This is a genomic window from Enterobacter sp. RHBSTW-00175, from assembly GCF_013927005.1.
GTDB lineage: Bacteria > Pseudomonadota > Gammaproteobacteria > Enterobacterales > Enterobacteriaceae > Enterobacter.
This window is the reverse complement of sequence record NZ_CP055930.1, coordinates 3,188,659-3,202,568: the sequence shown is the minus strand read 5'-3', so window position 1 is coordinate 3,202,568 and position 13,910 is coordinate 3,188,659. Positions and strand designations below refer to the sequence as shown.

The 13,910-nt window shown below is 55.1% G+C and carries 11 protein-coding genes; 3 read left to right on the top strand and 8 right to left on the bottom strand.

Annotation, left to right across the window (positions count from 1 at the left end; translation table 11 throughout):
- Window positions 1-4: 4 nt before the first annotated feature.
- Together sbmA and HV107_RS15140 are read right to left on the bottom strand one after the other, a co-directional pair.
- Window positions 5-1,225 (bottom strand): peptide antibiotic transporter SbmA, encoded by a 1,221-nt coding sequence (gene sbmA, locus HV107_RS15145; RefSeq protein WP_182059779.1) that lies wholly within the window; start codon window positions 1,223-1,225, stop codon window positions 5-7.
- Window positions 1,226-1,341: 116 nt separating this feature from the next.
- Complete coding sequence (locus HV107_RS15140; protein WP_182059778.1) at window positions 1,342-1,875, bottom strand: isochorismatase family protein; 534 nt, start codon at window positions 1,873-1,875, stop codon at window positions 1,342-1,344.
- Between the two features lie 204 nt (window positions 1,876-2,079).
- On the opposite strand from HV107_RS15140, the gene ampH reads away from it, so the two are divergent.
- Entirely contained in the window at window positions 2,080-3,237 is a 1,158-nt protein-coding gene (ampH, locus tag HV107_RS15135) for a D-alanyl-D-alanine-carboxypeptidase/endopeptidase AmpH (protein WP_182059777.1), read from the top strand.
- Between the two features lie 5 nt (window positions 3,238-3,242).
- Here the strand turns inward: ampH and HV107_RS15130 are convergent, their stop codons facing one another.
- Complete coding sequence (locus HV107_RS15130; RefSeq protein ID WP_182059776.1) at window positions 3,243-3,869, bottom strand: helix-turn-helix domain-containing protein; 627 nt, start codon at window positions 3,867-3,869, stop codon at window positions 3,243-3,245.
- Between the two features lie 93 nt (window positions 3,870-3,962).
- Entirely contained in the window at window positions 3,963-6,737 is a 2,775-nt protein-coding gene (locus HV107_RS15125; protein WP_182059775.1) for an autotransporter outer membrane beta-barrel domain-containing protein, read from the bottom strand.
- A 553-nt stretch (window positions 6,738-7,290) separates the two neighbouring features.
- Between HV107_RS15125 and hemB the strand changes: the two genes are divergently transcribed.
- Both hemB and HV107_RS15115 read left to right on the top strand, forming a co-directional pair.
- A complete protein-coding gene (gene hemB, locus HV107_RS15120; protein WP_182059774.1) occupies window positions 7,291-8,265 on the top strand; it encodes a porphobilinogen synthase in 975 nt (324 codons plus the stop codon).
- A gap of 118 nt (window positions 8,266-8,383) precedes the next feature.
- Window positions 8,384-10,153, top strand: coding sequence for a lysophospholipid acyltransferase family protein (locus HV107_RS15115; protein WP_182059773.1), 1,770 nt, complete (start codon window positions 8,384-8,386; stop codon window positions 10,151-10,153).
- A 7-nt stretch (window positions 10,154-10,160) separates the two neighbouring features.
- Here HV107_RS15115 and HV107_RS15110 read toward each other — a convergent pair whose 3' ends face one another.
- The 4 genes from HV107_RS15110 to tauB all read right to left on the bottom strand — a co-directional run bounded on the left by HV107_RS15110 (window position 10,161) and on the right by tauB (window position 13,907).
- Entirely contained in the window at window positions 10,161-11,315 is a 1,155-nt protein-coding gene (locus HV107_RS15110; protein WP_182059485.1) for an IS481 family transposase, read from the bottom strand.
- A gap of 152 nt (window positions 11,316-11,467) precedes the next feature.
- Window positions 11,468-12,319 carry a taurine dioxygenase gene (gene tauD / locus HV107_RS15105; protein ID WP_182059772.1) on the bottom strand — a complete coding sequence of 284 codons (852 nt, stop codon included), beginning with the start codon at window positions 12,317-12,319 and terminating at the stop codon, window positions 11,468-11,470.
- The gene (gene tauC, locus HV107_RS15100; protein ID WP_182059771.1) at window positions 12,316-13,143 is read right to left on the bottom strand and encodes a taurine ABC transporter permease TauC; all 828 of its coding nucleotides are present in this window, start codon (window positions 13,141-13,143) and stop codon (window positions 12,316-12,318) included. The genes tauD and tauC overlap by 4 nt, the downstream gene beginning before the upstream one ends.
- Complete coding sequence (tauB, locus tag HV107_RS15095) at window positions 13,140-13,907, bottom strand: taurine ABC transporter ATP-binding subunit (protein ID WP_182059770.1); 768 nt, start codon at window positions 13,905-13,907, stop codon at window positions 13,140-13,142. Before tauB ends, tauC begins: the two co-directional genes overlap by 4 nt.
- Window positions 13,908-13,910 lie beyond the last annotated feature (3 nt).

The window sequence follows — 13,910 nt, the reverse complement described above, 5'->3', positions numbered from 1 at the left end:
TGTATTAGCTAAATGTATTGGTCACTTCCTGAAGATCACGATCGTCAAGCTCGCGCTCGAAGCTGCGTAAACGCTTGTAGATAGACATCAGTTCAACCAGCGTGGTCCAGGAGCTGATCAGATACTGGAATGAACCACGAACCTGACCAAAGACGTTGGTGATTTGCGTCATCAGACCGAGCGTAATCGTACCCGCAACAATAGACGGGAACAGCAGGAACAAACCGAAAACGTTATCGACCTGCAAATACAGAATACGGGCAATGTTGAAATACATGTAATGGAAATAGAGGCGGAAATAGTTACGGCGCACCGCGCCAAACAGCTCGCGTACGGTCGGCGGCGAGGCGCGGTTCACGTCATCTTCGCCATAGACCAGCTCTTTACGGTAGGCCGCTTCCACGCGCTGGTTTTTAAACTCAAGCCCGGGCAGTTTGATCCCAACCACCGCCAGCAAGCCCGTCCCCATCAGCGACCAGACAATCGCAGCGATCACCAGGCCATATGGCAGATGCCCGACAATCGGCAGATCGGGAACATGCGCCGAAAGGGTGACAAGCACCGGCAGGAAGGCAATCAGCGTCATAATGGCATTGATAAAACTCACGCCCATATCTTCAAGCGTGGAGGCAAATCGCATGGTGTCTTCCTGCACACGCTGTGCAGCACCTTCGATATGACGCAGATGTTGCCAGTGCGCCATATAGTGTTCGTTCATCGCGGTACGCCAGCGGAAAACGTAGTGGCTGACAAAGAAGTTGTTCATCACCCCAATCACAACCGCAATCAGCGCAATGCCGAGGAAGATCCCGACCTCATGGTAGAACTGGTCAATCGTCACCTTATGCGGCGCGCTCAGCGCGGTCTGGATCAGATCGTAGAATGGTGCGTACCAGGCGTTAACCGCCACGCCCACTTCCACCAGGAACCAGGTGACAAAGATGATGAGCGAGGTCCCCAGAATCGACCAGTTTTGCCAGCGATGCGGAGAGTAGACAAACCAGAACAGCGCAAACAGGCCAACACACACGGCATAGTAAGCGTAAAACAGCAGATAGCTCAGCGACCAGAAGCGAGCCGCGCTAATGGGCACCTCGCCCGTTGCACCCACGATGCGCGTTAACCACGTGCCGCCGCCCGCCTGCCAGAAAATGACAGCGATCAGTGCCCAAATAAATGCCGACAGGAAAAAAGGCCCCGGCTTTGGGAAAAAAGACTTAAACATAATGCTTCCTTCTTGTTGTTATGGCTGTTGCTGTGTTCAACATATCACCAAACGAAAACGCTGCTACGGGCCAGCGCGCTGGCCCGGGCAAAAAGGTCAGACCCGATGGATTATTATTAGTTCGCTTTCCAGTTTTCGAGAATTGTTTCGGTGAATTTCACCTTCGGTGGGTTCAGGGGGGCAATAAAGTTACGCCAGACATCGTTATGGTGGTTAATCAGGATTTGCGCCTGCGCCGCCGGGCGGTCTGCGGTGGTATGGGCATCTTCCGCTACTGTAATGTGATAGCCACGGCTCACGCCATTTTTGATGGTGGCATCGACACAGTAATCGGTGGCACAGCCGCAAATGACAAACGCTTGAATATCCTGCTCACGCAGCAGTGCTTCCAGCCCGGTGTTATAGAATGAATCACAGGCGGTCTTGGTGACATAAAATGCCCCCGCAGGCTGTTCTACTTCAGGCAGCAGCGCAAACCCTTCACTCCCCTCTTCCAGCCCGCCGGCCTCGGTATGTTGAATAAAAATGACCGTGTCGGCAGCCTTCGTGAGCTGATTGATGCGGGAAACACACTGTTCGCGCTGATGACGCGGCGTTTCAAACACGCCTTGCTGCATATCGACAACCATAACCACACGCTTCTCAGACATAGCCCTCTCCGAAAGATTGAGTGAGATAAACGACTATAATAAGCCCGATGTCACAAAATGGGAGACTGCGTTCCAGGAAATTGTTCCTATTTACCCGCGGTTACGTTTTTCTCGCTATCGTTATGCAATTCGACCCATTGCACCGCATCGATTAGTAGTATAAATACGCATTAATTTCTTCATTCACTTCATGGATGCATTTCGTTGAAACGTTGTCTGTTATCTTTCGCCGCGCTGTGTGCGGTGAGCCTGTCTACCGCCCAGGCAGCCCAGCCGCTGACAGCCCCTGCTTTTGCCTCAGATATTGCCGACCGCTACGCTAACCTTATCTATTACGGCAGCGGTGCAACCGGTATGGCGCTGGTGGTTATCGACGGTAACCAGCGTGTGTTTCGTAGCTTTGGGGAAACGCGTCCAGGAAATAATATCCACCCGCAGCTGGATTCGGTTATCCGTATCGCCTCATTAACCAAGTTAATGACCAGCGAAATGCTGGTGAAAATGCTTGATCAGGGCGTGGTTAAACTCAACGATCCGCTCAGTAAATATGCCCCGCCAGGCGCACATGTTCCCAACTATCAGGGTGCTCCGATCACGCTGGTGAATCTGGCGACTCACACCAGCGCCCTGCCGCGTGAACAACCCGGCGGCGCGGCGCACCGTGCGGTCTTTGTCTGGCCAACGCGGGAACAACGCTGGAATTACCTGAACACAGCGACGCTGAAATCCGAGCCGGGTTCGCAGGCTTCCTATTCCAACCTGGCGTTTGATCTGCTTGCCGATGCGTTATCAACGGCATCCGGCAAGCCGTATCCGCAGCTGTTTGAAGAACAAATCACGCGTCCGCTGGGCATGAAAGACACCACCTTTACCCCTTCACCCGACCAGTGTGGGCGCCTGATGGTGGCGGAAAAAGGGGCGAGTCCGTGTAATAACACCCTGGCGGCTATCGGCAGTGGCGGCGTTTACTCCACGCCGGGCGACATGATGCGCTGGATGCAACAATTCCTCTCTTCTGATTTCTACGCTCGCAGCAACCAGGCCGATCGAATGCAAACGCTGATTTACCAGCGTAATCAGCTGCACCGTGTGATTGGCATGGACGTGCCGGGCAAAGCGGATGCACTCGGTATGGGTTGGGTCTATCTGGCACCGAAAAATGGTCGCCCGGGGATCATTCAGAAAACCGGTGGTGGCGGTGGCTTTATCACCTATATGGCGATGATCCCGCAGGCAAACGTGGGCGCATTTGTGGTTGTGACCCGCTCGCCGAATACCCGTTTCGTCAATATGAGTGACGGTATTAATAATTTAGTTGCCGAGTTGAGCGCCAATAAAGAGAAGGTCGTTCCGGCTTCGTAAAGTGACTAATATTCCGCGGGCAAACGGTTGATACTGACCAGTTTGCCCCGGCTCATATTGATGTAATTCCCCTGCCGTAACGCGGCCAGTACCTCCGCGACGACCGAACGCGAGATGCGTGTGCGTCGCTGAATGTAGTTCATGACGCCGACCCGCGAGCGCAGCGTTTCGTCCCAACCCGCCATTACCAACAGCGTTGAGCGGATCTGGCTGTAGGAGTTATTCCCCACCAGTTGCCCGTCACGGGATTCCATCATTTTGTGGTTCCACGAAAGCCAGCAGAAGGCATCGCGCCACAGATGCGCTTGCTGTATATAGCTGCGAGTGGCATCAGCCGGAAGATAGAAGCCGGAGCACGGTGTTTGTGCAATCAGCGTATATTGTGACCCGCAGCCTGCCATGCCGGCATTCAGGCCCAGGATAAACGGTGCGGTAATAATCTCGACCAGCAGATCGTCCTGCTGGCGGTTAATGGTTAACGTGCCGCTTTGCAGAAACAGGGTGTAGTGGTCATCGTCGTAACAGTCGCCAAAAAGGGTTTGTTCACCGGAAAGATGAAAAGGCGTGCTGTAAGGGGCCAGGCATTTTTCAAGCCGGGTAAATTCGGGAAGTGGTTTTGCGTAATGGTCCATGCCAACCTCAAGTCGTCCTTGCCTGATGGCGCTCTATCGCTGTCTTTTCGTGATTAACAATACGGGGAGGCGAACCTCCCCGGACAAAACATATTACCAGGTGTACTTCACGCCCACATTGGCACCCCAGTTCTGCTCGACGTCGCCGCCGCCCAGGTAGGTTGCATCTGAATAAGCACTGAAGTTTTTGGTGAAGCTGAACTGTGTCCCCAGACCTACACGCACCGCAGAGCCTTTCACACCGTTATCAATGCTGTCACCGTTCACATCGGCGCTGTTGTCAGCGTCGTCATACACGTATGCCAGTTTGAAGTACGGGGTCAGCGCCTGATCGGAGCCGTAGCTGAAGGTATAGCCGGTATCAACACCCACTTCGTAACGCAGGCTGTCGTAGGATTGATCGCCCACCTTCATATCGTTGCTCAGTTGGTAGTTGTCGCCAGACTGGAACAGCCCGGACATCGCCGCGTATGGTGTCACATAGCCAGACTCGTTAACCTTCCAGTCGTAACCCAGTTTCATGCCGAAGCCCCAGGCATCAGTAGTGGTGTTACCATCCACATACTGACCGTTGCTCATGGTGGCGGAGAGATCGTTATTGAAACGTGAGTAGCTCAGAGAAGCATCAATAAAGACATCGCTGGCAAACTTCGCAGAGGAGTAAACCATTGCTGTCTGGCTGTCCTGATCAACCTGACCGCTACGATCGCTCAGATCGCCTTTTGCGAAGCCCGCAGCACCACCGATCAGCCATTTCGCGTCATTGCCGTCGATGTGTGTATCCACACCGACCATAATGCCGCTGGCGTCCTGGTCGTAGCTGATGATCCCGTTGTCACCATCAAGATTCCCACCGAAGAAGCTCACCCAGGCACCACCGTTATCCGTCAGACCATGGCGGCTGTTGGTGATACGTGTGCTCAGCGTATCCTGCTGGAGGTTCCAGATGTTGGCATTTGCAGAAGGGATGCTCAGCGCCATATTCGCGTAGTCGGTCAGCTCCTGCTGGTGCAGAACGACGGTATCGCCTTGTTGCAGCGCGCTATAGGTATACGCACCTAAATCCGCTTTGTTTGCCGCAGTAAAGGTGGCTTTGGTATTGGCGTTATTATCATAAACGCGAATAACTTCATTATTTTTATAATCAGCAACAGAGCCTGCGCCGGTGGCATTATCAATGCGTACCTTGTAGTTGCCGGCAACTTCACCATTCACGGCCAGGTGGCCATCGGCATTAAGCGCAACCACACCGTAGTCGTAACCCGTCGCATGACGATCGTTGGTGATATAGCGGGCGTTATTCAGATCGCTGTTCAGCACGTAGTCGCGGCTGGCGACATTCAGCACACCGCCGTCGGTCAATACCATGTTGTGGGTGTCAACCTGGCCCAGGCCAAGCGCCAGCTCAGCACCGTTATCCACGGTGATGGTATTGGCGTACAGTCCGGCGGTTTCTTGCGTCAGCGTTGCAAGGCTACCGCTGTCCAGATAGAGGCTGTCGGTCGCAACCCCCCCGTTGTCTCCGATATTCAGGGAAGACGCTCCGGTCAGGGTAATGGTATCTGCCAGCAGACCAGAATCTTCGACATTCACCTGCGAGCCGCTGTTCACGGTCAGGGTATCGATGTTAGATGTCTTGCGGGTATCCCATTCCGATCCGCCGTTCAGGGTCACATCAAACAGACCGCTCTGATACACCGCCTCGCCCGCCACGTGGCCAGTGCTGTCGAAGGTTGAAGTCGGCCAGATACTGTTTGCCGTCAGGGCTGTCCAGTCCACACCGCTGTAACCCAGACCGTACATCTGGGATTCACTAATGGCCTCAACGCTGGACTGAGCAGCGCCCACCCATTTGCTGCCATTATTCAGCGTCACATCCAGCTTGTCAGTGTCATCCCAACCGTTGGTAGTAGGGTTGTATACCCCATCATCCGTGGTATCGGTGGCAGGATCGCCGTTCACATAGAAGTTGTTATCGAAGGTGCTGGAGAAAAGAATGTCGCCCGTGATGGTGGAGTTGTCGAACGTAGCGGTGGTTTGCATCGCATTATCCGCTGCGCTGGCTGCGACAATCAGGGCGGCATCATCAGCGGAGGTCGCGTTAGTTTCAGCGTAATCACTCGGCTTCGCCGTCTGGCCGTAGAAACCAGAGGTACCCAGATCGCTGTATGCGCCAGAGGTCAGCACGGAGTCTTTCACGACCAGAGTATTGGTAAAGACGTTACTGCTGTTCGCAACACCCTCAACGCTGTCATACGGCGTATTATCCAGCTCCTGCTCCCCTTGCGTCAGGGTAATGCCCGCGATGCGTGAGTTATTCTGAATAACAATATCGGATTCCACATCCAGCGTAATCGCGTTACCCAGACCATAGGTGTCCAGATACTGCGTGGTGCTGGTATCGCCATCCGTCACGTTATAAGCGTAATGCTCATAAATGTCGTTAATGGTCGAGTTATCGACCGTCAGGCTAAAACGATCGTACTGCGCGTGGGTTGTCCCGTCAGTATCTACCCCGTCTGCACATTCAGTTGTCATACACCCGGAGGTGATCATGCCATTGATTGTGCTGTTGGTGATGGACAGGGAATTCGCGCGGCCATTCGCACCGTCATCAAGATAATAGGTCGAGATAACGCCATTCACCGTGGACTTGTTGATGACCGGGTAGATATCGTCGTCGCTCGACGTGTCTGAATAGTCCCAGTCGGCATAGCCATAATACCAGGGTGACGTAACCGTACTGTCGTAACCAAAAGTATTATAGGTTGTCCCCGAGATATCTTTAGCATTTGCCTGAGAAGCGATAGCCAATGTACAGGCTAATGCAATTTGAGATACAACCAGTTTCTTTTTCCATGTTTGCATTGAGTCATCCCTCCTCAGGGACGTAAGCAAGTTTGTCCGTCAAATAACCATTGCAATGATATATTGCGAAAAGGATTATGCCGTCTCAAAGGAAAAAGGTTCAATGAGTCTTTCCATTAAGTCCGAATACAGACAATGAGCATGGGTAATTAAATATTAAAATTAAAAAAAACAATAAAAACAACACATTAAAACACAACGATAAAATCAAAAAGGAAAGCCAGATTATTAAATGATCATCTGTGGTTATATTTAGATGACAATCTAAAAGTCAGGTAAATACCATTAAGAACACATCCGAAATAAAGAACAAAAAAAGAAGGTAAAACTTATTCATACAAAACCCGTTCAGCCTGCGATGAATAATCAACATCAATTAAAAGTAAGAATATCCACTATTTATAATATGTATTATTTCGCATTGATTTACGTGCCTGTTCAAATATTAAATAACAGCGTCTGCCTGTCATTGCCTAAACGACCACTTTAGTAAAACAGACAGGCTTCATTTCGGGTACACTGTGCCTCATTGTTCCTCAACGTCAGGCATATCATGACCGATTTAATTGCTCGTCCCCGTCGCTTGCGCAAGTCACCGGCACTGCGCGCTATGTTTGAAGAGACAACACTGACCTTAAACGATCTGGTGTTGCCGATTTTTGTTGAAGAAGAGATCGATGATTACAAAGCCATCGATGCTATGCCGGGCGTCATGCGCATCCCGGAAAAGCATCTGGCACGTGAGATCGAACGCATTGCGAATGCGGGTATCCGCTCGGTTATGACCTTTGGCATTTCCCATCATACCGATGCCACCGGCAGCGATGCGTGGAAAGAAGACGGCCTGGTCGCGCGCATGTCGCGCATCTGCAAAGAGACCGTGCCTGAAATGATCGTCATGTCGGACACCTGCTTCTGCGAATACACCTCTCACGGCCATTGCGGTGTGCTGTGCGATCACGGTGTGGATAACGACGCTACCCTGATGAACCTGGGCAAGCAGGCCGTTGTTGCCGCTGCTGCCGGTGCCGATTTCATCGCCCCTTCTGCGGCGATGGATGGCCAGGTCCAGGCGATCCGTCAGGCGCTGGATGCCGCCGGTTTCACCGACACGGCTATCATGTCCTATTCCACTAAATTCGCCTCCTCTTTCTACGGCCCGTTCCGTGAAGCCGCTGGCACGGCGCTGAAAGGCGATCGTAAAACCTACCAGATGAACCCACTAAACCGCCGCGAAGCGATCCGCGAATCCCTGCTCGATGAAGCCCAGGGTGCAGATTGCCTGATGGTGAAACCGGCTGGCGCGTATCTGGATATCCTGCGCGACATCCGCGAACGTACCGAACTGCCGCTGGGTGCATACCAGGTGAGCGGTGAATACGCGATGATCAAATTCGCCGCGCAGGCGGGTGCGATTGATGAAGAGAAAGTGATCCTCGAAAGCCTGGGCGCTATCAAACGCGCGGGCGCGGATCTGATCTTCAGCTATTTCGCACTGGATCTGGCCGAGAAGAAAATTCTGCGTTAATCCGCATGGCCTCTCTCCCCCAGGGAGAGAGGCGTCTGGTGCAATAACTTCACCAAACTGCAATACAAACGACATCTCCCCCTTCTACTGTCTGGGCAAGACGGCAGGAGGAGTTACCATGTTTAGTCTCGACAGCGTTCTCGATGACCTTTGGCCTCAGGCGAGGCCCGCACCCTGGCAAAAAAGTCTGTTAAAAAGACTGTTCTACGAAGAAGAATTCCAGCAGTTTGCAGCAAACCACCGCCACCTGAAAGGGCTGGACATGGTGGAGCAAGTCCTGGAGCATCTCGATATTCTCTGCACCGTTTCCGCCCGCGATCTCGAACAAATCCCCGAACATGGCCCCCTGGTCATTATCGCTAACCACCCCACCGGCACCCTTGACGGCCTGGCACTGATGTATGCCGTTTCGCGCGTGCGCCGTGATGTGAAAGTGGTGACTAACCGGATGCTGACGCACCTGGAGCCACTCAGCTCGCTGTTTATTCCGGTGGACAACATGGGTGGCAAGACGACGAAAACATCGCTGGTGCAGATGGAACAACATCTGCAAAACGCCGGGGTACTGATTTTCTTCCCGGCGGGTGAAGTATCCCGCCCGACGCGCAAAGGTATTCGCGATAAAAAATGGCACTCTGGCTTTATCAAGCTGGCCAGCAAACTGCGCGCGCCGCTGCTGCCGGTGCATATTCAGGCGCATAACAGCCTGCTCTTTTACGCCAGCACGCTGGTCTCGCCGACGCTCTCCATGCTGCTGTTAATGCAGCAGATGTTCCGTCGCCGTCACAGTCAGTTGCCGATTAAAGTAGGCCAACAAATCAGCTGGGATAACTGGTTTAGCACCACACTTTCACCACGTGAGATGGCCGAACAGTGCCGTCAGCACGTGATGCGTCTTGGCAAGGGACTGCCTGGCGTATTCAAAACCCAGTGCGCCATTGCGCGCCCGGAAGACCGGGCTACGTTAAAACGCGAGCTGGCGCAGGCCGAGTGTCTGGGGAAAACCAGCGACGGTAAAACTATCTATCTGTGGCAACGCAACGCGCAGGAAGATGCCCCACTTCTGCGTGAACTGGGGCGTCTGCGCGAAATTGCGTTTCGCGCCGTGGGGGAAGGCAGCGGCAAACGCCGTGACACCGACAGCTACGATGACGACTATTTGCACCTGATCCTGTGGGATGACGAGGATCTGGAAATTGTCGGCGCATATCGCTTTATGCCAACGGCAATGCAGGTCGACAGGCGTGGTCTGGACGGGCTGTACAGCTATAGCCTTTTCCACTACGACGACAAAATGCAGGATGTGCTGGAACACGGTATTGAACTGGGGCGCAGCTTTATTCAGCCGCGCTACTGGGGACGCCGTGGGCTGGATTATCTGTGGTCAGGGATTGGCGCCTATCTGGCGCGTTATCCGCACTATCGCTATCTGTTTGGCCCGGTTTCCATTTCCGGTGGATTACCGCCTGCGGCACGGGATCTGCTGGTAGCGTTTTACCGCCTGTGGTTCCCGGCAAGCCATCCGTTAGCAGCCTCACGTCGGCCTTATCCGGCATCGCTGCCGGACGTGCTGGCCCAGTTTGGCGGCGTCGATTATGTGGATGACCTGACGAAGCTGAAATCTCTGCTCGGAAATCTGGGTTGTGGTATTCCACCGCTCTACAAACAGTATTCTGAGCTGTGCCAGCCTGGTGGGGTGCAGTTTATCGATTTTGGCAGCGATCCGGCATTCAACAACTGCATCGATGGACTGGTGCTGGTGGACTTAACCTGTCTCAAGGCGAATCGCTATCAGCGGTATATTGAGGCGCATTTAATACCCTCACCCCTGCCCTCTCCCTGTGTACGGTCCGGGGACATGGTAGACAGGTGTTCGGGGACATGGTGAACACTTTTTAACATCCTTTACCCATGGTGATCGACTTTTTCTTCAGGTCGATCACCCCCACTTTCGTGCTGTACCACCACACCTCGTAGCTGCCGTCTTCCTGCATCTCCTTCAGCCCGACCCGTTCTCCCCTGAACGCCTTGCCTGCGCTCAGACTTACCCCTTTCACGCTCAGCTTTCCGCTGATATCCACTTTCCTGACCATCACGCCCTCGTCGTATTCCGGGGGCGTGGTGTTGCCGCTGTACTGCCGCTCTGACGGCTTATACCGCGACCCCGGTACCGCCATATCCAGCGCCTCATGCGGGCGTTCAAGGTTATAGACTGTCCGCCAGTGGTCGAAGGCGCGCTGCAGTTCGCCCCCGCTCGCGAACCACTTCCCCTGCAGCACTTCTGCCTTCAGGCTCCGGTGAAAACGCTCCAGCTTACCCTGCGTCTGCGGATGATACGGCCGGGAGTGCCCCACCCGGATACCCAGACGCATCAGCCACAGCTCCAGCGCCGTCCAGGTGCCGGTGGTGTCTCCCCACGGAGAACCGTTGTCCATCGTCATCCGGTCCGGCAGGCCGTAGCGCTCAAACACGCTGACCAGCTGCTGCTGCACGGTCTCGCGCCGTTCATCGGTACAGTGCGCCAGGCACAGGGAAAATCGGGAGTGGTCGTCCAGCAGGGTGAGCGGATGGCAGCGGCCGCCTCCAAAGGGAAAGTGGCCCTTAAAATCCATCTGCCAGAGGCGGTTCGGCGCGTCATGTTCGAACCGTCCCGTGGCGGGAATGCCCGGTGAAGTGCCCGGCAGCAGACCGTGACGGGCCATGAGGTTATGGACGGTGCTGAAGGCGGGCATGGTGTGCCCCTGGTCTTCCAGCCAGCGCTTTATCTTGCGTGCGCCCCAGCGTTCATGGCGGTCATGCGCCATACGCAGCAGGGCAGTGATGTCGTCAGATGAGCGGTTCGGGGAATGGTGCGGTATGCGCGGGCGGTCCTGAAGGCCGGAGGCCCCTTCCTCCGCCCAGCGGCGAAGCCACTTATAGCCGGTGGCAGGTGAAATGCCGAAGCGACGGCAGAGGGAACGGATGTTCGCCCCGTCCTGCGAGGCGAACAAAACAAACTCGGTACGTAATGACATGGTATCTCTCGCATCCCAGGACATAAGCGACTCCATAAACGGGTTCTTATGCCTTAGTTGTAAGTGTCTACCATGTCCCCGAACAAGTGTTCACTATGTCCCCGGACCGTACACCCTGAGAGGGAGAGGGTGAAAAACGCACCGGCCAGTCCCCTCGCCCCTTTGGGGAGAGGGTTAGGGTGAGGGGCTCAAACCGCACGATAAAACGGCTTATCCCCTAAAATTGTCGCACGCTGCATGATCCGGCGCTGCGGCAGGTAATCCGCATTGGCATAATGCTGTGTGACGCGGTTATCCCAGATGGCGAGGTCATTCTCCTGCCAGCGCCAGCGCACCTGAAACTCTGGTTTGGTGATATGGGCAAACAGGAAGCGTAACAGCGCTTCGCTCTCTTTTTCTGTGACATCCACAATCCGCGTGGTAAAGCCTTCATTCACGAACAACGCTTGTTTTCCCGTCACCGGATGCGTGCGCACCACCGGGTGCAACAGCGGTGGATGCTTCGCGACGGCCTCCAGCCAGCGCTGATGCTCCTCTTCGCTTTTACGGTATTTGTACTCCTGGAACGATTTTTTAAAGTCATGCTCTGCCCGCAGCCCGCTCAGCAGCGCCCGGAACGGTGCTGATAGCGCCTCAAACGCCGCTATTCCGCTTGTCCACAGCGTATCGCCGCCCGACTCCGGCAAAAGCTTCGCCGCCAGGATCGCCCCGGCTGGCGGGGTTTCAATAAAGGTCACATCCGTATGCCAGTTGTCATTATCCGGCGGGTTATCGTTGTGGGTATCCAGAACAATAATTTCCTCAACACCTTCGGCATGAGGATAGACCGGATGGATATGCAGGTCGCCGAAGCGCAGTGCCAGCGCACGCTGCTGGTGCGCCGTGATCGCCTGCTCACGCAGGAACACCACCTGATGACGCAGCACTGCGTGGTACAGCTGTTCAAACTGGTTATCGCTCAGCGGGCGGGTCACATCCAGGCCCGACACCTGCGCACCAATATACGGCCCCAGCGGGGTAATGGTCAGACGTTCACTCATTGTATTTCTCCATGCCAGGGTGTCAGGCGGCGCTGTAGCGCACGCAGCCCCAGTTCTAATCCGAAGGCAATCACGGCGATCACCGCAATCCCTGCCAGCACCACGTCAGTCGCCAGAAACTCGCCCGCCGACTGCACCATAAAACCCAGGCCACGGGTTGCGGCAATCAGTTCCGCCGCCACCAGCGTTGACCAGCCCACCCCAAGCCCGATCCTCAGCCCGGTTAAAATCTCCGGCAGTGCGCCGGGTAAAATCACGAACAACAGCACCTGCGTACGGCTGGCACCAAGAGACTGCGCGGCACGAATGCGCACCTGCTGGGCACTCTTTACCCCCGCCAGCGCAGACATCGCCACCGGCGCGAAAATCGCCAGATAAATCAGCAGGATTTTTGACGTTTCACCGATGCCGAACCAGATAACCATCAGCGGCAGATACGCCAGCGGCGGCACCGGTCGATAAAGCTCAATTAGCGGGTCAAGAATGCCGCGCACCGTGGGGCTCAGCCCCATCGCAATCCCCACAGGGATCCCGATAATCACTGCTGCCAGCAACGCCACCAGGATACGGGCGAGGCTCGCCGCCAGATGCTGCCACAGCGTGGCATCCATAAAGCCCTGTGGCCCGGCAATGGTTATCAGTTTTGCCAGCACCCGTCCCGGCGGCGGCAGAAACAGCGGGCTAACCCACTGCTGGGCAGCAACCGCCCACCACACCGCCAGTAACACCAGCAGCGTACTGACGCTCAGCGTGACCTGTCGCGAGAATGGCCAGCGTAAACTCAGGCGGGGACGGCGTGTTTTTTCACTGAAGACAATGCTCATGAGAACGCCTCCCGTTGTTCAAATACGCGGCTCAGCACGTATTCACGTTGTTCGATAAACAGCGGGTCGGACTTAATGCTCCGCACCGGTTCCCCCGCCACATAGCGACGGGCGAAATCGAGCGGCAGGCGCTCCAGTACACGCCCCGGCCCTGGCGATAACAGCACCAGTTCGGTCGCCATAAATACTGCTTCTTCGATGTCGTGGGTGATAAGCAGCACCTGTTTACCGGTTTCATGCCACAGGCGCAGCAGCAGAGTTTGCATCTGCTCGCGGGTAAAGGCATCCAGCGCGCCGAACGGCTCGTCCAGCAGCAAAAGCTGCGGGTTTGCCGCCAGCGCGCGGGCAATCCCGACCCGCTGACGCTGGCCGCCCGAAAGCTGCCAGATAAAACGTTTTTCCGCCCCTTCCAGCCCCACTTTTTTCAGCATCTGCCGTGCGATATCCAGCCGCTGTTCGCGCCCTACGCCCGCCAGTTGCAGGCCAAACGCGACGTTTTCCTGCACATTACGCCACGGCAGAAGCCCTTCGTTCTGGAAGACCACACCGCGCTCAGCGCCAGGGCCTTCCACCTTTTTCCCTTCCAGTTGAATAGAGCCGTGCTGATAAGGGACAAACCCGGCAATCAAATTCAGCAGCGTGGTTTTACCGCAGCCGGATGGCCCCAGCACTACCAGCAGCTCACCGCTGTCCAGCGTCAGGTTGATATCTTCCAGGGCCGGTTTTCCGCCATAGCTGGCGTGCAGGTTTGTAATATTCAGCATGGC